17 protein-coding genes are annotated in these 21,354 nt (G+C 75.2%); 12 read left to right on the top strand and 5 right to left on the bottom strand.

Annotated features, from left to right (window positions below):
• Nucleotides 1-5 precede the first annotated feature (5 nt).
• Nucleotides 6-1,610, top strand: coding sequence for a glycerol-3-phosphate dehydrogenase/oxidase (locus KSE_RS07665; protein WP_014134712.1), 1,605 nt, complete (start codon nt 6-8; stop codon nt 1,608-1,610).
• 75 nt (nt 1,611-1,685) lie between these two features.
• Here the strand turns inward: KSE_RS07665 and KSE_RS07670 are convergent, their stop codons facing one another.
• Nucleotides 1,686-3,086 (bottom strand): GntT/GntP/DsdX family permease, encoded by a 1,401-nt coding sequence (locus KSE_RS07670; RefSeq protein ID WP_051055122.1) that lies wholly within the window; start codon nt 3,084-3,086, stop codon nt 1,686-1,688.
• 72 nt (nt 3,087-3,158) lie between these two features.
• Nucleotides 3,159-3,692, bottom strand: coding sequence for a gluconokinase (locus KSE_RS07675; protein WP_014134714.1), 534 nt, complete (start codon nt 3,690-3,692; stop codon nt 3,159-3,161).
• A 175-nt stretch (nt 3,693-3,867) separates the two neighbouring features.
• Here KSE_RS07675 and KSE_RS07680 point away from each other — a divergent pair, with 175 nt between their 5' ends.
• Together KSE_RS07680 and KSE_RS07685 are read left to right on the top strand one after the other, a co-directional pair.
• On the top strand, nt 3,868-4,566 hold the full coding sequence (locus tag KSE_RS07680; RefSeq protein WP_014134715.1) for a FadR/GntR family transcriptional regulator: 699 nt from the start codon (nt 3,868-3,870) through the stop codon (nt 4,564-4,566).
• A 259-nt stretch (nt 4,567-4,825) separates the two neighbouring features.
• Nucleotides 4,826-5,137 carry a hypothetical protein gene (locus KSE_RS07685; RefSeq protein WP_051055123.1) on the top strand — a complete coding sequence of 104 codons (312 nt, stop codon included), beginning with the start codon at nt 4,826-4,828 and terminating at the stop codon, nt 5,135-5,137.
• Nucleotides 5,138-5,158: 21 nt separating this feature from the next.
• Here the strand turns inward: KSE_RS07685 and KSE_RS07690 are convergent, their stop codons facing one another.
• Nucleotides 5,159-5,914 (bottom strand): AraC family transcriptional regulator, encoded by a 756-nt coding sequence (locus KSE_RS07690; RefSeq protein ID WP_014134717.1) that lies wholly within the window; start codon nt 5,912-5,914, stop codon nt 5,159-5,161.
• 79 nt (nt 5,915-5,993) lie between these two features.
• Between KSE_RS07690 and KSE_RS07695 the strand changes: the two genes are divergently transcribed.
• From KSE_RS07695 to KSE_RS07720, 6 genes are all read left to right on the top strand, one after another.
• Nucleotides 5,994-7,247 carry an MFS transporter gene (locus KSE_RS07695; protein ID WP_051055124.1) on the top strand — a complete coding sequence of 418 codons (1,254 nt, stop codon included), beginning with the start codon at nt 5,994-5,996 and terminating at the stop codon, nt 7,245-7,247.
• Nucleotides 7,248-7,508: 261 nt separating this feature from the next.
• Nucleotides 7,509-9,161 carry an ABC transporter substrate-binding protein gene (locus KSE_RS07700; RefSeq protein WP_033260010.1) on the top strand — a complete coding sequence of 551 codons (1,653 nt, stop codon included), beginning with the start codon at nt 7,509-7,511 and terminating at the stop codon, nt 9,159-9,161.
• Nucleotides 9,162-9,198: 37 nt separating this feature from the next.
• Entirely contained in the window at nt 9,199-10,206 is a 1,008-nt protein-coding gene (locus KSE_RS07705) for an ABC transporter permease (protein WP_014134720.1), read from the top strand.
• Nucleotides 10,203-11,084 carry an ABC transporter permease gene (locus KSE_RS07710; RefSeq protein ID WP_014134721.1) on the top strand — a complete coding sequence of 294 codons (882 nt, stop codon included), beginning with the start codon at nt 10,203-10,205 and terminating at the stop codon, nt 11,082-11,084. The genes KSE_RS07705 and KSE_RS07710 overlap by 4 nt, the downstream gene beginning before the upstream one ends.
• The gene (locus tag KSE_RS07715) at nt 11,081-12,937 is read left to right on the top strand and encodes an ABC transporter ATP-binding protein (protein ID WP_033260009.1); all 1,857 of its coding nucleotides are present in this window, start codon (nt 11,081-11,083) and stop codon (nt 12,935-12,937) included. Before KSE_RS07710 ends, KSE_RS07715 begins: the two co-directional genes overlap by 4 nt.
• Nucleotides 12,938-12,975: 38 nt before the next feature.
• Nucleotides 12,976-14,085, top strand: coding sequence for a peptidase C39 family protein (locus tag KSE_RS07720; protein ID WP_014134723.1), 1,110 nt, complete (start codon nt 12,976-12,978; stop codon nt 14,083-14,085).
• 49 nt (nt 14,086-14,134) lie between these two features.
• Here the strand turns inward: KSE_RS07720 and KSE_RS07725 are convergent, their stop codons facing one another.
• Nucleotides 14,135-14,680, bottom strand: coding sequence for a helix-turn-helix domain-containing protein (locus KSE_RS07725; protein ID WP_014134724.1), 546 nt, complete (start codon nt 14,678-14,680; stop codon nt 14,135-14,137).
• A 113-nt stretch (nt 14,681-14,793) separates the two neighbouring features.
• Nucleotides 14,794-15,888: an NADH:flavin oxidoreductase/NADH oxidase gene (locus KSE_RS07730; RefSeq protein WP_014134725.1), complete on the bottom strand. Its 1,095-nt coding sequence runs from the start codon at nt 15,886-15,888 to the stop codon at nt 14,794-14,796.
• Nucleotides 15,889-16,014: 126 nt separating this feature from the next.
• Between KSE_RS07730 and KSE_RS07735 the strand changes: the two genes are divergently transcribed.
• The 3 genes from KSE_RS07735 (at nt 16,015) to KSE_RS07745 (ending at nt 21,323) form a co-directional block, all read left to right on the top strand.
• Nucleotides 16,015-16,422 carry an ArsR/SmtB family transcription factor gene (locus KSE_RS07735; protein ID WP_014134726.1) on the top strand — a complete coding sequence of 136 codons (408 nt, stop codon included), beginning with the start codon at nt 16,015-16,017 and terminating at the stop codon, nt 16,420-16,422.
• Between the two features lie 374 nt (nt 16,423-16,796).
• Nucleotides 16,797-18,461 (top strand): glycosyltransferase family 2 protein, encoded by a 1,665-nt coding sequence (locus KSE_RS07740; protein ID WP_014134727.1) that lies wholly within the window; start codon nt 16,797-16,799, stop codon nt 18,459-18,461.
• 15 nt (nt 18,462-18,476) lie between these two features.
• Nucleotides 18,477-21,323 carry an acyltransferase family protein gene (locus KSE_RS07745; protein ID WP_014134728.1) on the top strand — a complete coding sequence of 949 codons (2,847 nt, stop codon included), beginning with the start codon at nt 18,477-18,479 and terminating at the stop codon, nt 21,321-21,323.
• Nucleotides 21,324-21,354: the final 31 nt, after the last annotated feature.

Consider the following 21,354-nt stretch of genomic DNA (forward strand, 5'->3'; position numbering starts at 1 on the left):
ACGCCATGGCAACCACCCCGCCCACCTCGGCCACCGTCCCGACCCTGGGCGCCGAGCGCGCCGCCGGCCGCGTCGCCTCCCGCGCCGCCACCCGCGAGCTGCTCGGCCGGGCCCGCTACGACCTGCTGGTGATCGGCGGCGGGATCCTCGGCACCGCCACCGCGTGGACCGCCGCCCAGGCCGGGCTGAAGGTCGCCATGGTGGAGGCCGGGGACTTCGCGGGCGCGACCTCCTCGGCCTCGTCCAAGCTGGTCCACGGCGGGCTGCGCTACCTGCAGACCGGCGCGGTGCGGCTGGTCGCCGAGAACCACCGGGAGCGCCGGGCGCTGGCCACCCACGTGGCGCCGCACCTGGTCAGTCCGCTGACCTTCTTCGTCCCGGTGTACGAGGACGGGCCGCACTCGGCGCCGAAGCTGGGCGCGGGCGTGTTCCTGTACTCGGCGCTGTCGGCGTTCCGCGACGGGCTGGGCCGGGTGGTGTCGCCCGCGGCGGCGGCCCGGGCGGTGCCGGGGCTGCGCACCGAGGGGCTGCGGCGGGTCGCGGTGTACGGCGACCACCAGATGAACGACGCCCGGATGGCCGTGATGACGGTGCGGGCGGCGGTGGACGCGGGCGCGGTGGCGCTCAACCACGCCGAGGTGACCGGGCTGCGCTTCACCCGCGGCCGGGTGACCGGCGCGGAGGTGCGCGACGCGCTGGACGGCACCGAGTTCGGGGTGGACGCCCGGCTGGTGCTGAACGCCACCGGCCCGTGGGTGGACCACCTGCGGCGGATGGAGCACGCGGGCGCGGCTCCGTCGATCCGGCTGTCCAAGGGCGCGCACGTGGTGCTGCGGCGGCAGGCGCCGTGGCGGGCGGCGCTGACCATCCCGATCGACCACTACCGGGTGTCGTTCGCGATCCCGTGGGAGGACCACGTCCTGCTGGGCACCACGGACGAGGAGTACACCGGCGACCCGCTGGACGTCCGGGCCACCGAGGCGGACGTCGACCAGATCCTGGCCGAGGCCGGGCACGCGGTGCGCGGCGAGCACCTGCGGCGGGAGGACATCACGTACGCCTTCGCGGGCCTGCGGGTGCTGCCGGGCGGGCCGGGGTCGACGGCGGCGGCGAAGCGGGAGACGGTGGTGACCGAGGGCCGGGCCGGGATGCTGTCGGTGGCGGGCGGCAAGTGGACCACCTACCGGCACATCGGCCGGGTGATCCTGGAGCAGCTCAAGCGGGCGCCGGGCGTCGGGCTGGCCGAGGACGTCTCGCCGATCCCGCCGACCGTCCCGCTGCCGGGCATCGGCGCCCCGCAGGCCGTCGCCCGCCGCCTGCTGACCGACCGCGAGCCCGGCAGCCGGATGGACCCGCTGGTGGCCCGCAACCTGGCCACCCACTACGGCACGCTCTCCTTCGAGATCGCCCGGCTGATCGCCGAGCGCCCCGAACTGGGCGAGCGGATCCACCCGGACGGGCCGGACGTGTGGGCGCAGGTGGTGTACGCGGCCGAGCAGGAGTGGGCGTACACGGTGGACGACGTGCTGCGGCGGCGCACCACGCTGACGGTGCGCGGGCTGGACGGCGCGGAGGTGCGCAAGCGCACCGCGGAGCTGCTGCGGGGCTGAGGGCAGGGCGACGCCCTCCGGGAGAAGCGGGAAGTCCGGAGGGCGTCGCGGTCCGCGGGGAGGGTGCGGCCGTGGTCAGATGACCAGGCTGAGCGGCAGGATCAGCGCGATGGCGACCACCGAGATGATCGTCTCCATCACCGACCAGGACTTCAGGGTCTGGCCGACGCTCATCCCGAAGTACTCCTTGACCAGCCAGAACCCGGCGTCGTTGACGTGCGACAGGAACAGCGAGCCGGCGCCGATCGCCAGCACCAGCAGCGCGGAGTGGCTGGTCGACATGTCGGCGGCCAGCGGGGCGACGATGCCGGCGGCGGTGATGGTGGCGACCGTCGCGGAGCCGGTGGCGAGCCGGATCAGCACCGCGATCAGCCAGCCCAGCAGCAGCGCGGAGACGTGCCACTTGCCGGACCACTCGCTGACCGCCTGGCCGACGCCGACGTCGATCAGGGTCTGCTTGAAGCCGCCGCCCGCGCCGACGATGAACACGATGCCGGCGATCGGGCCGAGCGCCGAGCCGACCGTCTCGGAGACCTTGCCCTTGTCGAAGCCGGCCGCCCGGCCGAGGGTGAACATGGCCAGCAGGGTCGCGGCGAGCAGCGCGATCAGCGGCGAGCCGACGAAGTCGAAGACCCGCTGCACGGTCGCCTTCGGGTCGTCGACCAGGACGTCCGCCAGCGCCTTGCCGAGCATCAGCACGACCGGCAGCAGGATGGTCGCCAGCACGGCGCCGAACCGCGGGGTGCGCTCGCGCTTCGCGGTCTCCACCGGCGCGGTCTCGGCGGGCAGCTCCAGCGGGCCGACCCAGCGCTGGGCGAGCCGGCCGAACAGCGGGCCCGCCACGATCAGGGTCGGGACGGCGATCAGCAGGCCGAGCGCCAGCGTGACGCCGAGGTCGGCGTGCAGGGCGTCGACCGCGACCAGCGGGCCGGGGTGCGGCGGGACGAGGCCGTGCAGCACCGAGAGGCCGGCCAGCGCGGGGATGCCGATCGCGATCAGCGGCGCGTTGCCGCGCCGGGCCACCAGCAGCACGATCGGCACCAGCAGCACCACGCCGACCTCGAAGAACAGCGGCAGGCCGAGCACGGCGGCGATCAGCGCCATCGCCCAGGGCAGCAGCTTCGGGCCGGTGCGGGCCAGCACGGTGTCGGCGATCGTGTTGGCGCCGCCGGAGTCGGCGAGCAGCTTGCCGAGCATCGTGCCGAGGCCGATCAGCAGGCCGACCGAGGCGACGGTGGCGCCGAAGCCGGTGGAGAAGCTGGCCAGCAGCTTGTCGAAGGGCGCGCCGGCGACGGCGGCGAGCAGCCCCGAGCCGAGCGTGAGGGCCAGGAACGGGTGCAGCTTGAACCGGGTGATCAGCAGCACGATGGCGCCGATGGCGAGCAGCACGGCGAGCAGCAGTTGGCCGTTGCTCGCGGTGTGCGGCAGCGCCGGCGCGCCGGCGGCCAGCAGGGTGGGGGTCACGGGGGTCTCCATTGACGGCCCGCCTCCGGCCGGCTGTCGGGCGTCCGGCGGCGGGGGTGTGACGTGGGGGTGGGGTGGGGGGGTTCAGCGGTTGCGCTGCGCCAGGGCCGCGACGGCGCGGTCGACGAGCGTCTCGGGGTCGGTGCCGACGTCCAGCGCGGTGCCGTCCTCGTCCGCCCGCAGCGGTTCGAGCAGGGCGTACTGGGAGTCCAGCAGCGAGGGCGGCATGAAGTGGCCGGTGCGGTGCGCCAGCCGGTCGCCGACCAGGTCGTGGGTTCCGGTCAGGTGCAGGAAGAACGCGTCCGGGCAGGCGGCCCGCAGCACGTCGCGGTAGTCCCGTTTGAGCGCGGAACAGGTGACCACTCCCCCGCTGCCGGCCGCGGCGCGCTCGCCGAGCCAGTCGCCGAGCGCGCGCAGCCAGGGCTGCCGGTCGCGGTCGTCGAGCGGGGTGCCGGCGGTCATCTTGGCGATGTTGGCGGCGGGGTGGAAGTCGTCGGCCTCCGCGTACGGGAGGCCGAGCCGGTCGGCGAGCAGCCGGGCGACGGTGGTCTTCCCGACTCCGGAGACGCCCATCACCACGACGACGGGCGGCTGCTGGTTCTCGGCACTGAGAGCCATGGGTGGTGCTCCTGTCCTTGCCTGCTTGCGTGGGCAACCTTGACGCAAAGGTATGACTTATTCAAGCGGTCGAAACCTAATCGTCATACTTTTACGCGTCCGGCCTGGTGGGCGGCGGTCCGGCCGGGCGGGACGGGCACCGCCTTCCCGCCACGGGCGCCGATAAGCTGGGCCGATGGAGATCCAGGGCCTGCCCGGCCGCCTGCTCGCCGACCTCGGCCCGGCGATCGCCTCCGGCGAACTGCCGGAGGGAACCGTGCTGCGCGCCGAGGAGCTGGAGCAGCGGTACGGGGTGTCCCGCACGGTGGTGCGGGAGGCGGTGCGGATCCTGGAGTCGATGCGGCTGGTCGAGCCGCGCCGGCGGGTCGGGATCACCGTCCGGCCGAAGGCCGACTGGGACGTGTTCGACCCGCTGGTGATCCGCTGGCGGCTGGCCGGCGCCGACCGGTCCGCGCAGCTGCGCTCGCTGGGCTCGCTGCGGGTCGCGGTGGAGCCCGCCGCGGCGGCGCTCGCGGCCCGGCACGCCGGCGACGACGACCGCCGCGAACTGAGCGCGCTGGCCGTCGAGTTGACCGTCACCGCGCGGGCCGCCGACCTGGACGCCTTCCTGGCGCACGACATCGCCTTCCACGCGGCGGTGCTCCGGGCCTCCGGCAACGAGATGTTCGCGCACCTCAAGGACACCGTGGGCGCCGTCCTCACCGGCCGCACCGAGCACCGGCTGATGCCGCACCGCCCGCGCGAGTACGCGGTGCAGCTGCACCGGGACGTCGCCCAGGCGATCTGCGCGGGCGACCCCGAGCTGGCCGAACGGGCGATGCGGACCATCGTGGTCGGCGCGCTGGAGGAACTCGACGCCACCCTGCCGAACTGAACTCCCCACCCCGCCCGCACGGTTGACCGACCCCCGGCCGCCCGGCCGGCCGGCCTCCCGGCGGGCCCGCCGGGAGGGCGCCCTTGCGGGGCCGAATACGATCCTGACGGGGACGGGGGACGAGATCGGCGCGACACGCCCGCTCCCGGTGGGATTGGCCCGGTCGGCGGCATAGCCTCAACCGGGCTGGGCAGGCCAGGTCTTGGCGCACCCGGACGGCGGGGGCGGGCCCGGGCACACGGACGCACAGGGAGTGGCGATGGCCGTTCGTCGGCGCGGTCGGCTGCCGGACGAGGTACGGGCGGCCGCCGTCCGGGCGGGGGTGTCGTTCGCGTTCACCCTGGTGGCCTTCGTGGTGGCGCTGTTCGCCTCCTGGGCCCACACCGACCTGCTGACACCGGCGTTGGCGCTGATGGCGGTGGGCGTCTTCCTCACCGCCTGGTGCCTGATCGACGTGGTGGTCTCCCGCCAGGTCGCCGCCTCCCGCCGCCGCGTCCCCAACTCGGCCGACCCGCTGGACGGTTCGCGCGGATACGGCCGGGAGGTCCAGACCCGGACCCGGCACCGCTGACCAGGCACCGCCGACCCGGCGTCAGTCCTGCTGGTAGCGGCCGGGCGTGGTGCCGAAGGCGTGCCGGAACGCCTCGATGAACGCGCTCGGCGAGCGGAAGCCGCAGGCGGCGGCCGTGCCGGTCACCGAGCGGCCCTCGGCGAGCAGCAACAGGGCGTGCTGGAGGCGCAGTTGGGTGCGCCACTGCGGAAAGCCGAGGCCCAGCTCGCGCTGGAACAGCCGGCTGAGGGTGCGTTCGGCGGCGCCGACGGCGCGGCCGAGCTCGGCCAGCGAGCGGCCGTCGGCCGGGTCGGCGGCGAGCAGTTCGGCCAGGTCGCGCAGCCGGGGGTCGGCGGGGCGCGGCAGGCCGAGCGGGAGTTCGGGGGCGTGCGCGAGCTGGTCCAGGGCGGCCTGTTCGAGGGTCCGGGCCGGGCGTCCGGCGGGGGCGTCGGGGCCGGTCAGGTGGGCGATGATCTCGCGCAGCAGCGGGGTGGCGGCGAGCACGGCGGGCGCGCTCAGCCGCAGCGGGTTGGTCTCGGCCGGGTAGATCAGGCAGCGCAACTCACTCGACCCGTGGGCCTGTTGGGCGTGCGGTACGCCGGCGGGCAGCCACACCGCGCGGTGCGGCGGGACGACCCAGCGCCCCTGCGGGGTGCTGACCTCCAGCACGCCGCGGCCGGGGGTGATCAGCTGGTTGACGTCGTGCCAGTGCCAGTCGATCCGCTGCCGGTGCGCGAGCGGGTGCCGGCTCGGGCCGGTCTCCGGCTGGTGGCGCGCGGCGGGCGGCGGCCCGCCCACGGCGGTTTGGCGGGTTGGCGACACGGATTGGCAGAGTACCGGAAGCCCGCACCCCGTCCCGACCGCCAGCCTGGTCGGCATGACGAACGAAGTGAGGGACGAGGCGGCGGGCGGCACGGCCGGCACCTGGCGCCGGATGCGGATGTGGGGCGCGGCGCACGCCGTGGACGACCTGTACCAGGGCCTGGTGCCCGCGGTGGTGCCGTACTTCGTGCTGGAGCGCGGCTACGGGTACGTCGCGGCGGGCGGGTTGACGCTGGCGGCGACGCTGGGCAGCGCGGTGCCGCAGCCGCTGGTGGGCCTGCTGGTGGACCGGCGGCCGCTGCCCTGGCTGGCGGCCGCCGGGCTGGCGCTGGCCGGGCTGGGGGCGGGGCTGAGCGGGCTGGCGGACGGCTATCCGCTGGTGTGGGTGCTGGTGCTGCTCTCCGGGCTGGGGGTGGCGGCGTTCCACCCGGCGGCGGGGCGCGCGGCCCGGGAGGCGGCGGGCGACTCGGCGGGGGCGATGAGCGTGTTCGCGGCGGGCGGCAGCGTCGGGTTCTTCCTGGCGCCGGTGCTGGCGACGCCGCTGCTGGCGGCGTGGGGGGTGCGGGCGACGGCGGTGTTCACGCTGCCGGCGCTGCTGATGGCGGCGCTGCTGTTCCGGGCCCGGCACCGGACGTACCCGCACACCGCCGGGGCGGCGCGGCGCGGCGGGCGGGACCGCTGGCGGCCGTTCGCGGTGCTGACCGGGGTGGAGGTCGTCCGCTCAGTGGTGTTCTTCGGGGTGAGCACCTTCATCGAGCTGTACTGGCTGCGGGAGCTGGGCGCCTCGCACCTGCTGGCGGGGGCGGCGCTGACCTGCTTCCTGCTGGGCGGCGTCGCGGGGACGCTGGGCGGCGGGCGGCTGGCCGACCGGATCGGCATGGTGCGCACCGCGCAGTGGGGCACCGCGCTGACCGTGCCCGCGCTGGTGCTGCTGCGGGTGGCGCCGGGGGCGTGGGCGCCGCTGCTGTTCGCGGTGCTGGCGGGGGCGACGCTGAACCTGCCGTTCGCGGTGCTGGTGAAGCTCGGCCAGGACTACCTGCCGAACCGTCCGGGCACGGCGGCCGGGGTCACGCTCGGCCTGGCGGTCAGCGTGGGCGGCCTGATCGCCCCGCTGTTCGGCCTGATCGCCCAGCGGCACGGCCCGCAGGGCGTGCTGACCCTGCTGCCGGCCGTCCCGCTGCTGGGGGTCGCGCTCGGGGCGTTCATGGTCGAGCCGGGCCGCTGGAAGGACGGGGACGGGGACGCGGAGGCCGGGGACCCGGCGCCCGCGTCGGCGGGCAGCGCGGCGGGCAGCGCGGCGGCCTCCTGAGACCGGCCGCCGCCAGTATCCGGAATCGAACCGTCCGCCATCCGGACTTTCACCCGTGGTGCGCCGACCCCGCCCCGGGGTCGGTCGCCGGGGGTCGGATTGGACGCTCCTGTCTCACTATGCGGATGTTTTCGGCCACTGCGAGAGAGGTCACAGCCCTCTCCGTAGCCATCCTCAGGCGCCAGGTGTTTACTAATTCAATCCAAATGGCCCGTTCCAATGGACACGGGCTTCGGCACCACGCGCACAGGTGGCAACACGATGTCCCAGGTCTCCCCGCCGCCCGCCCTCCGGCGGCGCAGCATCCTCAAGGGCGCCCTCACCGGCGCCGCCGTGCTGTCCGTGGGTGCGCTGCTGGAAGCCTGCGGGGCGCAGCCCTCCCGGGGCGACCGGGCGGCGGACGGCGGCGGGCAGGCCGCGGCGGGCCGGGACACCGGCAAGGAGATCCCGCTGCTGCGGGTCTCGCTGCCGGGCTCGCTCTCCAACCTGTACCCCGGGCAGGAGTCCGGGATCCTCAACTACTACGCGGCCACCGTCGCGATGGAGGGCCTGGTCGGCGTGGACGGCGACGGCCGGCTCGTCCCGGCGCTGGCCTCCGCCGTGACGAAGACCGACGACCGGACGCACGTCTACACGCTGCGCGAGGGCGCCCGCTTCCACGACGGCAGCCCGGTCACCGTCGAGGACGTCCTGCACTCCGTCACGATGGCGGCGGACAGCACGGTCTCCCCCGGCACCGCGAGCTACTGGGCCGACCTGGAGTCCGCGCGGCAGACCGGCCCGAACGAGGTCACCCTGGTCAGCAAGAGCGGCTCGGTCGCCTTCGAGTGGCTGGCGACCGCCGCGCAGGCGCTCTGGATCGCCCCCAAGGCGTACTGGGAGAGCACCGGCGGGAAGATCGGCACCGCCGCGTCGCTGCTGACCGGCACCGGCCCGTACCAGGTCACCGAGTTCAAGCCGGACTCGCACCTCGAACTGACCCGCAACCCGCACTGGTGGGGCACCGCGCCGAAGGTCGCCAAGCTCCGGATCGACTTCATCCCGGACGACAACACCCGGCGGCTGGCCTGGCAGTCCGGCGAGACGCACGCCTCGCTGAACGTGCCGCTGACCGCCGCCCGGCAGTGGGAGTCGATCGGCGGCACCCGGATCGTCTACACGCCCGACCGCTCGTACGCGGGCCTGACCTTCAACACCACCGTCGCGCCGTTCGACGACCCGCACGTGCGCAAGGCGGTCGCGCACGCGGTCGACCGGGCCGCGATCGTCAAGGAGGTGCTGCACGGGCACGGCCGGGTCGCCACCGCGCTCTCCACCCCCGAGCAGTTCGGCGGCCTGTGGACGCCGGAGCAGGCCGCGGCCAAGCTGGCGACCGTCCCGCAGTACGAGTACTCGCTGGAGAAGGCGAAGGCCGAACTGGCGCGGTCGAAGGTGCCGGGCGGGTTCACCGCCGACCTGTCATACCCGAGCAGCGGACCGCACCTGGGCACCGCCGCGCTGGCGTTCGCCGCCGAGCTGAAGAAGATCGGCGTCACGCTGAACGTCAAGGAGCTGCCGCTGGAGCAGTGGATCGCCGAGATCAACTCCTTCCCCGGGCTGACCTTCTTCTGGTACTTCAACACCACCGGCGACCCGGGCGAGATCGTCTCCTGGCTGCTCGGCCCCGACAACCCGGCCAAGTACGCCAACCCGCAGGTCACCGACCTGGTCGGCCGGGCCGCGACGACCGGCGACCCGGCCGCCCGGGCCGAACTGCTGCTCCAGGCCCAGCAGGCGCAGGCCGCCGACGCCGCCTACGCGCCGCTCTGGTGGGGGCAGTCGGCGCTGGCGCTGCGCGACACCGTCGGCGTCACCGGCTACACCTCCTACACGATGGTGTCGCAGTGGCCCACCCGGATCCATGCGGCCGTCTGACCCCGGCGCGCCCGAAGCCCCCGCGCCCGAAGCGCCCGTGACAAAGCCCGAGCCGGCCGGGCCGGTGCAGGCGGCCGCGGGCGGGGCGCGCCCGCTGGCGGGTTTCGTGGCGCGGCGGCTCGGCACCGCCCTGCTGCTGCTGTTCCTGCTGTCGCTGCTGGTCTACGGCCTGCTGTTCCTCGCCCCGGGGGACATCGCCCGCAACCTGCTGGGCACCCGGAACGCCACCCCGGAGGCGCTGGCCCAGGTCCGGGCCCAGTACCACCTGGACGAACCGTTCCTGCGGCAGTACGGGCGCTGGCTGTCCGGCCTGCTCGGGGGCGACCTCGGCAGCTCCGTCCGGACCGGCGAGCCGGTGTCGTCCGTGCTCGGCGAGCGGCTCGGGCTGACCGCCGCGCTGTGCGGGCTGGCCTTCGGCCTGTCCGTGCTGCTCGGCGTCCCGGCCGGGGTGGCCGCCGCGCTGCGGCGCGGCCGACTGCTGGACCGGCTGCTGGTCGGCGGCTCGGTGGTCGGCGTGAGCGCGCCGGGCTTCGCGGTCGGCCTGCTGCTGCTGTACGTCTTCGGCGTCGGCCTGGAGTGGTTCCCGGTGTACGGCACCGGCACCGGCTTCCTGGACGGCCTGTGGCACCTGGCGCTGCCGTCCGTGGCGCTCGCGCTGGGCCTGGGCGCGTTCGTGGTCAAGCTGACCCGGGCCGCCGTGGTCCGCGAACTGGAGGAGGACTACGTGGTGTTCGCCCGCGGCCGCGGCCTCGGCGGGCGCCGGGTGCTCGGCGTCGTGCTGCGCAACGCGGCCGTGCCGATCGTCACCAGCCTGGGCCTGCTGGTCGCCTACCTGTTCGGCGGCACCGTCCTGGTGGAGACCACCTTCGCGCTGCCCGGGCTCGGCTCGCTGCTGGAGTCCTCGGTGCTGTTCAAGGACTTCGCGGTGGTGCAGGCGCTGACCCTGGCGATCGCCCTGCTCGTCTCGCTGGTCACGCTGGCGGTGGACCTCGCCTACCTGGCGATCGACCCCCGGATGCGGGCCCGGGCGGTGGACGCCCGATGACCGGCCGCCCCGCTCCGCCGCGCCCCGCTCCGCCGCGCCGCGCCCTGCCGCGCCTCGCCGCCCTGCGCCGCGCCCCGCTGACGGTGCTGCTGAGCGCGCTGTTCCTCGCCGTCGCGGTGCTCTGCGCGCTGGCCGGCCCGCTGCTCGCGCCGCACGCCCTCGACCAGGACCTCTACCTGGGCACGGTCGGCGCCGGCGTCGAGGGCCACCTGTCCGGCACCGACGCGCTGGGCCGGGACGTCCTCTCGCTCGCCGTGCGCGGCGCCCGCTCGGCGCTGGTCGGGCCGGTCGTGGTGGCCGGCGGCTCGATGCTGGTCGGCCTGCTGCTCGGCACCCTGGCCGGGTTCCGCGGCGGCTGGCTGGACACCGTGGTGGGCCGGTACGCGGACCTGCTGCTGGCGCTGCCCGCCGTGCTGCTGGCGATGGTGGTGGTCGGGATGCTCGGCGGCGGCTACTGGGTGACGGTGCTGGTACTGGTCGTCCTCTTCTCGCCGACGGACGTCCGGCTGGTCCGGGCCGCGGTGATGGAGCAGGCCACCCGCCCGTACATCGAGTCGGCGCGGGTGCTGGGGATCCGGCCGGGCCGGATCATGCTGCGGCACGTGCTGCCGAACACCGCGCCGGTCGCGGTCGCCAACGCGCTGCTGAACACCGCGTTCGCGATGGTCGCGCTCTCCTCGCTCTCCTTCCTGGGCCTGGGCGTGGCGCCCGGCGCCGCCGACTGGGGGCGCCAACTGGCCGACGGCCAGCGGGTGATGGTCGACAACCCGCTCGCCCCGGTGCTGCCCGGCGTACTGATCATCCTGGCCGCGACCAGCGTCAACCTGCTCGGCGACTGGCTCGCCGAGCGCCTGGACCGGAAGGTGGCCGTCCGATGAGCCGAGCCGAACCGGCAGCGGTCTCCCCCGCCGCCACCGCCACCGCGGTCGCCGTCCCGCTGCTGGCGGTGCGCGACCTGCGGGTGACGGGGCCGGCCGGGGTGATCGTGGCGGGCCTCGACCTGCGGGTCGAGCGCGGCGAGACGCTGGCCCTGGTCGGCGAGTCGGGCTCGGGCAAGTCGATGACGGTCAAGGCGCTCAGCGGCCTGCTGCCCGCCGGGGTCCGGGCCACCGGCGCGCTGGAGCTGGCGGGCGAAGCCGTCCCGCTCGACCCGGACGCCCGGCAGTGGCGGACCGTCCGGGGCGGCCGGATCGCGCTGCTGCTCCAGGACCCGTTCACCTCGCTCTCCCCCGTGCACACCTGCGGGGCGCAGATCGGCTGGGCGCTGCCCGGCAAACCGTCCCGCGCCTCCCGGGCCTCCCGGGCCTCCCGCGCCGAGCGGGCCGGGCGGGTGGCCGCGCTGCTCGCCGAGGTCGGCCTGCCCGCCGACACCGCCGGGCGGTACCCGCACCAGCTGTCCGGCGGCATGCGGCAGCGGGTCGCGATCGCCGCCGCGCTGGCCGCCGACCCGGAACTGCTGATCGCCGACGAGCCGACCACCGCACTGGACGCCACCACCCAGCACGAGGTGCTGGAGCTGATCGCCCGGCTCCAGCGGGACCGCCGGATGGCCGTCGTCCTGATCACCCACGACCTCGGCCTGGCCCGCCGCCGGGCCGACCGGATCGGCGTGATGTACGCGGGCCGGCTGGTCGAGACCGGCACCGGCCCGCAGGTGCTGGACACCCCCGCCCACCCGTACACCGCCCGGCTCGCCGCCTGCGAGCCCCCGGCGGACCGGCGGCTGCCGCTGCTGCCGACCATCCCCGGCCGGGTCCCGGCCGCCCACGCGGTCGGCGCGGGCTGCGCCTTCGCGGACCGCTGCGAGCTGGCCCGGGACGACTGCCGGGACCGCTACACCCCCGTCCTGGCCCCCGCCCCCGGCGGTGGCGGCCAGCTGGCCGCCTGCCTGCGGATCGGCGAGACCCAGGCGGCGGCCCCGAACCCGGCGGCGGTGGCGGCGGCGGTGGCGGAACGGTCGGCGGAGCGGCCCGGGACGGTCGGCGCGGAGCCCGCGCTGCTGGTGTCCGGGCTGGTCAAGCGGTTCGCCCGGACCAAGCGGCCCGCCGTGGACGGCGTGGACCTGCGGCTGGACCGGGGCGAGGCGGTGGTGGTGCTGGGCCAGTCCGGCTCCGGCAAGACCACGCTGGCCCGCTGCCTGGTCGGCCTGGAGCGGCCGGACGCCGGGACGGTGGAGTTCCCGCTCGCCGACCCCGACGACCCCGGCAGCCCCGGCACCCCCCGGCGGCGGACGGCCGACCCCGGCCGGGTGCAGATCGTCTTCCAGGACCCGTACGCGGCGCTGAACCCCGGGCACAGCGTCGGCACCGCCCTGCGCGAGGCGCTGCGCGCCGCCGGACGCCCCGGCGACGACCCCGCCGACCTGCTCGCGCTCGTCGGCCTGCCGCGCGACCACCTGGACCGCCGCCCGCGCGAGCTCTCCGGCGGCGAGCGGCAGCGGGTGGCGATCGCCCGGGCGCTGGCCCCGCGCCCGCGGGTGCTGGTCTGCGACGAGGCGGTGTCCGCGCTGGACGTGTCGGTGCAGGCCGGGGTGCTGAACCTGCTGGCCCGGCTGCGCCGCGAACTCGACCTCGGCGTCCTGTTCATCACCCACGACCTGGGCATCGCCCGCCAGGTCGCGGACCGCGTCTACGTCATGCACCGGGGCCGGGTGGTCGAGCACGGCCCGGCCGGCACGGTGCTGGGCGCGCCCGCCCACCCGTACACCCGGCAGCTGCTCGCCACCCGCTGATCCTCCTCCCACTCCCCTAGCTACGGAGCCTGTTGACCGTGCCTGCCGCCGACCCGCTGATCGACGCGCTGCCCGTCCCCGCCGACGTGACCTCGGTCGCCGCCGGACTCGACGCCCTGCCCCCGGCCCTGCTGCGGCGGTGGAACCGGCACGGCGGGGTGCAGGTGGCGACCCTGTACACGGCCCGGCGGGACGGTGAACTGGTCGGCGCCGCCTTCGAGGTGCACCGCCCGCTGACCGCCTACCGCAAGATCGCGGACGTCTGGACGGCGGCCGCCGAGCCCGCCGAGCGGGCCGCGCTGACGGCGCGGCTGGTGGACGCGGTGGTCGCGCGGGCCTGGGCCGAGGGCGCCGTCTCGGTCAAGCGCGAGTTCGCCCCGGACGCCGACGACACCGACTGGGAGCACTCGCTCGCGGCCGGCTGGCGGGCGCTGCCCGAGCCGCCGCGCTGGTCGGGGCCGGTGGCGGGCCCGTTCCACGCGGCGCCGCCGCGCGGCCAGGTGCTGCTGCGCGAGCCGTCCCCGGCCGAGCCCGGCGCGGTCCCGTACCTGCGGCAGACCACCGACTTCACCTGCGGCCCGGCCGCGCTCCAGATCGGCCTGGCCGCGCTGGGCCTGCGCGGGCGGCCGACCCGGGAGGCCGAGCTGCGGCTGTGGCGGCGGGCCACCACGGTCGGCGGCTGCGAGCCGGTCGGCCTGGCGCTGGCCGCGGCGGACGAGGGCGCCCGGGCCCGGGTGCTGCTCTCCACCGAGGAGCCGGTGCTGCTGGAGCTGTGCGTCAACGACGAGGAGCGCGACCTGCGGGCCTTCCTCCAGGACGGGTTCCGCCGCGAGGCCGCCGCACGCGGCCTGGACGTCCGCACCGAGGCGTTCTCGCTCGACACCCTGCGCACCGCGCTGGCCGGCGGCGCGGTCGCCCTGGTGCTGATCGAGCAGTTCGGCATGCACGACGAGAGCTGCCCGCACTGGATCACCGTCCACGGCACCGCGGGCCCCGACGTGTTCCTCGCCCACGACCCGTGGACGGACGCCAACTTCGGCGAGAGCTGGCTCGACGCCGTCGACCTCCCGCTCCCCGCCGCCACCCTGGACCGCCTCGCCTGGTACGGGACCCCGAGCTACCGCGGCCTGGTCCTGCTGGAGCCCTGACGGCCGGTCAGGCGACCTGGGCGCCGGGCCGCCCAGGTCGCCCGAGCGGTCAGTCGGAGGGCATCGCGAGCAGCGTGATCAGCTCGACCGGGCCGTCCTCGGCCGCCCGGTAGCTGTGCTCGCCCTCGCCGGAGAAGCGGACCGCCTGGCCCGCGCGCAGCGCCACCGAGCGCTGTTCCAGGGTCAGCACGACCGCGCCGGACAGCACGTAGGCGAACTCCTCGGAGCCGCGGCCGTGCGGGGCGCTGTCGTGGGTGCCGCCGGGGGGCAGCGCGGTCTCGTAGAGGGCGATCCGGCGGGCCTCGGTGCCGGCGAACAGCGTGCGCGAGGCTTCTTCGGCCGAGCGGGCGGAGAGCACCTGCGGTTCGAACAGCGGGGTGCGGATCAGGTCGGCGACCTCCAGGCCGAGCGCGGCGGCGACGGCGCCGAGCACCTCGATCGTCGGGTTGGCCGCGCTGTGCTCCAGTTGCGACAGCAGGCCCTTGCTCACGCCGGCCCGCTCCGCCAGGTCGCGCAGGCTCAGGCCGCGGACCAGCCGGGCGTGCTTCAGGTTCCCCGCGATTGCCGTTCGCAGCCGCGCCGTCGCTTCACTCATCGCAGGCACCCTAGCAAGCCCCGGCGGCCGGGCCGCGCGGACCGGCCCCCGAGCCTGTCAGCAGGTCCGGGGGCCGGTCGGGGGGCGTTCGGAGCCGGTCGGGGCGGTGGCGGTCAGCCGCGCGGGCCGACCGCGAAGCCGTACTGGGCGGGCCAGTTGCGGGGCACGCCGAGTTCGCGGGCGGCGTGCAGCGGCCAGTACGGGTCGCGCAGCAGCTCGCGGCCGAGCATGACGGCGTCGGCGCGGCCGTCGGCGACGATCCGCTCGGCCTGGTCGGCGTCGGTGATCAGACCGACCGCGTTGACCGCGATGCCGGACTCGCGGCGGATGGTCTCGGCGAACGGCACCTGGTAGCCGGGCTCGATGGTGATCTCGGCGTGCGGGACGTTGCCGCCGGTGGAGACGTCGACCAGGTCGACGCCGATCAGCTGCAGCTCCTTGGCCAGCAGGACGGACTCCTCGACCGTCCAACTGGGCTCCGCCGGGCGCCAGTCGGTGGCGGAGACCCGGAAGAACACCGGGAGTTCGGCCGGCCAGACGGCCCGCACCGCGGTGGCGACCTCGCGGGCCAGGCGGCTGCGGCCGGCGAAGTCGCCGCCGTAGCCGTCGGTGCGGTGGTTGGAGATCGGCGACAGGAACTGGTGCAGCAGGTAGCCGTGCGCGCCGTGCACCTCGACGACCTGGAACCCGGCGGCCAGCGCGCGGCGGGCGGCGGCGGCGAAGTCCTCGACCAGTTCGGCGATCTGCGCCTCGGTCAGCTCGGCGGGCACCTGCCGGTCCTCGTCGAACGGGATCGGGGACGGGCCGACGACCTGCCAGCCGCCCTGGTCGATCGGCAGCGGACCGCTGCCCGTGGCGGGGCTCTGGCTGGACGCCTTGCGGCCGGCGTGGGCGAGCTGGATCGCGGGCACCGCGCCGTGCTGGGCGATCAGCGCGGCGACCCGGGCGAGCTGCTCCTGCTGGCGGTCGTTCCACAGGCCGAGGTCCCACGGGGAGATCCGGCCGTCGGGGCGGACGCCGGTCGCCTCGACCATGACCAGTCCGGCGCCGCCGGCGGCCCGGGAACCGAGGTGGGCGAGGTGGAAGTCGGTGACGGCGCCGGTCTCGGGTCCTTCGGGGGCGGCCGAGTACATGCACATCGGGCTGAGCCAGATCCGGTTGGGGATGGTCAGCGAACGGAGGGTGATGGGCTCGAAGAGGGCGCTCACTGCTGCCCGTCCTTCCTGTGGTTCCGGACTCGGCTTCACTGCGTCTTGCGGCCTTGCCGCGCTTCGTACGATACACACCGTACTACGAGAACTGTCAAACTACGAGAGATGTCGTACCATGGGCCCATGGCCCACGACGTGCCCCGCGACACGCCCCTCGACCACGACCCGAACTGCCCGGGACTGCTCCCCGAGCCCCCGGCGTCGGAGCTGCACCTGGTCGCCGTGCTGCACGCGCTCGCGGACCCGATGCGGCTGCGGATCGTCGCCGACCTCGCGGGCAGCGGCGGCAGCGAGCTGAACTGCCTGGCGTTCGACCTGCCGGTCACCAAGTCGACGATGACGCACCACTTCCGGGTGCTGCGCGAGGCCGGGCTGATCCGCCAGCACCGGCGCGGCACCTCCAAGATGAACGCGCTGCGCGCGGACGACCTGGCCGCCCGCTTCCCCGGCCTGCTGGAGTCGGTGCTGGCCGCCGTCCCGTCCTGCGCGGCGCTCTCCCCCGCTGCCACCACCACCGCCGCCGAGCGCTGAGCACCGAGAGCCGAGCACCGAACGCCGAGCGGGCGCCCGAAAGGGCCGCCGCCGGCTGCCCCGAAGGGCCGTTACCGGGTGCCCCGATCGTCACCCAGTGCCACCTGACGATCCGTCAGGTCTCGGCGGAATCCCGCCAGAACGCCCGGCGAGCGCCCGCCACCCGCGCCCCGGAACCGCCGTGCCACTCTGCACGTCACCCGTCCCGGAGGCCACTCGCCCACCGTGGCGTCACCCTCGCCTGACACGGTCATGGCTGGTCACACCGCCTTCACCTGAGTTGCCCCGGTGTTCATCCTGCGTGGTCATTTGGTCTATACCAATCAGGTAATCTGCTCGGCGACAGGTGTCAATGTCTGGCCGTGGGGGGCCCAATGACTGCCAATCACCTTCCGTCACCACCATCCGATCAGGAGCTCTATTGGTATTTCGGACCTCAGCGCCGCTGGGTCCCGCTGCTCTCCGCCCTCGCCTTCACGCTCAGCGCGGGCACCATGCTCAGCTTCTCGCTGCGCACCCCGGCCCTGTGGCCGTTCCTCGCCGTCCTGGGCGTCAACGCCGTCGCACTCGCGCTGACCTGCCTGAACGGACTGCGCCGCCGCCGCTACACCCGGCCCGGCCACGAACTGCTGGTCGCCGCCTGGCAGCCGGCCGCACCGCCGTCCGTCGACCTGTACCTGCCGACCTGCGGCGAACCGCTCGACATCCTGGAGAACGCCTACCGCGCGGTCGCCCGGAGCGAGTACCCCGGACAGCTGGACGTCTGGGTGCTCGACGACGCCGACCGGCCCGAAGTCGCCTCGCTGGCAAAGGAGTTCGGCTATCACTACGTGGTCCGACCGAACCGCGGCGAGTTCAAGAAGGCCGGCAACCTCAACCACGCGCTGACCCTCGGCAGCGGCGAGTTCATCGCCATCCTGGACGCCGACTTCGCACCGCGCGCCGACATGCTGCGGCACCTGCTGCCGTACTTCGGCGACCCGAAGGTCGGCATCGTGCAGAGCCCGCAGTGCTTCGACACCGACGCCTCGATGGGCTGGGTGCAGCGCGCCGCCGGCTCCGCCCAGGAGTGGTTCTTCCGCTGGGTGCAGCCCAGCCGGGACGCCTCCGACGCGGCCATCTGCTGCGGCTCCAACGCCGTCTACCGGCGCGCCGCGATCGACGCCGCCGGCGGCTTCGCCCGGCTCGACCACAGCGAGGACATGTACACCGGCCTCGCCCTGCACCAGCAGGGCTACACCACCCGGTACGTGCCGGTGCTGGTCGCCAAGGGCACCTCGCCGGACTCCACCACCAGCTTCGTCAACCAGCAGTACCGCTGGACGATGGGCAACCTGCACCTGATCGGCGACCGGGCCGCCCGCAAGGCGATGACCTGGCGGATGCGCCGCTGCTTCGACGAGGGCATCGTCGGCTACCTGGCCGCCGCCGTCAACGTGCTCACCGCGCCGCTGCCGCCGCTGGTCATGCTGTTCGCCTTCCCCGGCGAGGTCCGCGCCTGGTACGTGCTGCCGATGCTCTCGCTGCTCTGGCTGTGGCACGTGCTGCTGCCCCGGGTCAGCCGCACCCGCTGGCGCTCCGAAGTGCTGCGCGCCAACGTGCTGATGAGCTTCGCCGCCGCCACCGCCTACTGGCACACCGCCCGCGGCCGCAGCGCCGCCTGGGTGCCCACCGGCGTCGCCAAGCCCGGCCGCTCCGGCGGCATGGCCCGCAAGGTGCTGGTCGCCTCACTGGTCTGGACGGCCGGCACGCTGGCCGCCACCGGCCTCGGCGTGGCCGTCGCGACCTACCTGCACGGCTGGAACACCACCTGGGGCCTGGCCCTGTACCTGGCCGTGCAGCTGCACCTCGGGGTGCCGCTGATCCGCGACCTGTACGCCGAACTCCGGCCCAGCGCCACCGAGTCCACCGAATCCGGGGCCCGCCCGGCGATGCGGCCGCGGCGCTGGCCCGAGGCCCTCGCCGTCACGAGCACGCTCGCCCTGATCGCCCTGCTCGCCTCCGGCTGGGCGGCCCCGATGCTGCCCTGGCTGGGCTGAAAGGTCCACGCTCCCGTGTCCACCAGTACCGCCCCGAGTACCGCCCCGCTCACCGTCGTGCTGAGCCAAGCACCGGTCGAGCGGCCGAAGTTCCGCCCCGACATCGAGGGCCTGCGGGCCGTCGCCGTCCTCGCCGTACTGGCCTTCCACGCCGCCGTTCCCGGCCTGGCCGGCGGCTTCGTCGGGGTCGACGTCTTCTTCGTCGTCTCCGGCTACCTGATCACCGGCCTGCTGCGCACCGAGACCGCGCGGCACGGACGCGTCCGGCTGACCGAGTTCTACTCCCGCCGGGCCCGCCGGCTGCTGCCCTCGGCCGCCGTCGTGCTGGCCGTCACCGCCGTGTTCGGCGCCCTGCTCACCGCGCCGCTGCGCCGGGCCGACCTGGAGCGCGACGTGCTCGCCTCCGCGCTGTCCGTCGCCAACTGGCGCTTCATCGCCGAACAGACCGACTACCTGGCGGCCGGCCGCGACCCGAGCGCCCTGCTGCACTTCTGGTCGCTCGCCGTCGAGGAGCAGTTCTACCTGCTCTGGGCCCCGCTGCTGGCCCTCGCCGCCCGCTGGGCCTGGCGCCGCCGCGCCCTGCTCGGGCTGACCGTGCTGCTCGGCGCCGGCTCGTTCTGGCTCTCGCTGCACTGGAGCGCCGGCGCCTACCTCTCCACCCCGACCCGGGCCTGGCAGTTCGCCGCCGGCGCCGTCGTCGCCCTGCTGCCGATCCGCCGGATACCCCGGCTGGTACGGGAGTTGCTGGGCCTCGGCGGCCTGGCCGGGGTGCTCGCCGCGACCCTGCTGTTCGACGCCGGCACCCGCTACCCGGGCTACGCCGCGCTGCTGCCGACCGCCGCCACCGCCGCGATCATCCTGGCCGGCTCCGGCGGCACCCACCTGGTCGGCCGGGCGCTGTCGCTCGGCGCGCCGCGCGCGATCGGCCGGCTCTCCTACAACCTGTACCTGTGGCACTGGCCGGTGCTGGTCCTCGCCGAGGCGCGCTGGGGCACCCTGCACTGGGGCGTCAAGGCCGCGCTGACCGCCGCCGCCGCCGTGCCCGCGTACGCCGCGCTGCGCTGGCTGGAGCAGCCGCTGCGGCGCAGCCGGGTGCTCGGCGAGATCCCGCGCCGCGGGCTGTCGCTGGGCCTGACCGCGGTGGTCTTCCCGGTGCTGCTGGCGCTGGTGGTCGGCTCCGGCACGATCCGCAACCTGGGCCCGGCCACCCCGCCGGACCCGTCCGGCCTGCCGCCGGGCGCCCGCGAGGGCAGCAGCCTGCTGGCCGCCGCGCCGCCGCCGCACGCGCCGACCGTGCCCAACCCCGTCCAGGCCCGGCAGGACTTCCCGCCGGACGGCGCCTGCGAGGTGAACCCGGCCGACACCACCAGCCCGCCGTGCCGGTTCGGCGCGGGCGACGACCGGATCGTGCTGCTCGGCGACTCGCACGCCGGCCAGTGGTTCTCCGCGCTGCTCGGCATCGCCGCCCAGCACCACCTCTCCGTGGAGGAGTTGGTGAAGCAGGGCTGCCCGCTGCCGGAGATCGAGGTGGTCAACCCGCAGTTGGGCCGCACCTACCACGAGTGCGACACCTGGCGGGCGAACGCGCTGGCCCGGCTCAAGGACGGCCCGAAGCCGAAGCTGATCGTCGTCTCCACGCTGAACCGCTACACCGGCGACCGGGCCGCGCTGCTGCGCGGCTGGGAGCAGACCCTCACCCCGCTGCGGGAGCTGGGCGTCCCGATCGTCTACCTGCAGGACACCCCGATCCCCGGCCGGGACGTCCCGGCCTGCGTCTCCGGGCACCCGAACACCACCTCCGCCTGCGACTTCCCGCGCACCGAGGGCCTGTACGCCGACCCGCTGGCCGAGGAGATCGCCGCCGGGAAGTTCCCCGGCGTCAAGACCGTCGAGGTCAACTCGGTGCTCTGCCCGCCCAGCGGGCGCGGCTGCCCGGCCGTCCTGGAGCACGTGCTGCTGTACCGCGACGACTCGCACCTGACCAACGCGGCCGCCGTGGTGCTCACCCCGCGGCTCGACAAGCTCCTCACCGACCAGGGCGTGTTCGGCACCGGCTGGACCACCCTGCTGCGGGACGAGTTCGACGGCCCGGCCGGGAGCCGGCCCGACGCCGCCACCTGGCAGTACGACCTGGGCACCTGCTACCCCGGCTGCCCGGCCGCCCGGTGGGGCACCGGCGAGGTCGAGACGATGACCGACTCGACCGCCAACGTCCGCCTGGACGGCAAGGGCGCGCTGGAGATCACGCCGACCCGGGACGCGGCGGGCCGCTGGTCCTCCGGCCGGATCGAGTCCCGGCGGGCCGACCTGGCCGCCCCGGCCGGCGGAGTCCTGCGGGTGGAGGCCGAGTTGGCGCTGCCCGCCGTCAGCGGCAAGGCCGCGGCCGGGTACTGGCCCGCGTTCTGGGCGCTCGGCGGCAAGCTGCGCGACGGCTACACCGGCTGGCCCGGCGTCGGCGAGCTGGACGTGGTCGAATCCGTCGGCGGGCGCGGCGTGTTCGGCACCCTGCACTGCGGCACCACGCCCGGCGGCCCCTGCCAGGAGCCGAACGGCCTGGGCTCCGGCGAGCGGCCCTGCGCGGACTGCTGGGGCGCCTTCCACACCTACACCGTCGAGGTCGACCGCTCCACCAGCCCCGAGCAGGTCCGCTGGCTGCGCGACGGCCAGGAGTACTTCAAGGTCACCGCCGACCGGGTCGACCCGGCCGCCTGGGACCAGGCCGTCCACCACGGGATCTTCCTGATCCTGAACGTCGCGATCGGCGGCAACCTGCCGGAGGCGTTCGGCAGTTCGCCCGGCGCGGCGACCGAGCCGGGGCACCCGATGCGGGTCTCCTCGGTGACCGTCTCGACCCGGCAGTAGCACCACCGCACCACCGCACGAGCGCATGACG

It is taken from the genome of Kitasatospora setae KM-6054 (genome assembly GCF_000269985.1).
Taxonomy (GTDB): Bacteria; Actinomycetota; Actinomycetes; order Streptomycetales; family Streptomycetaceae; genus Kitasatospora; species Kitasatospora setae.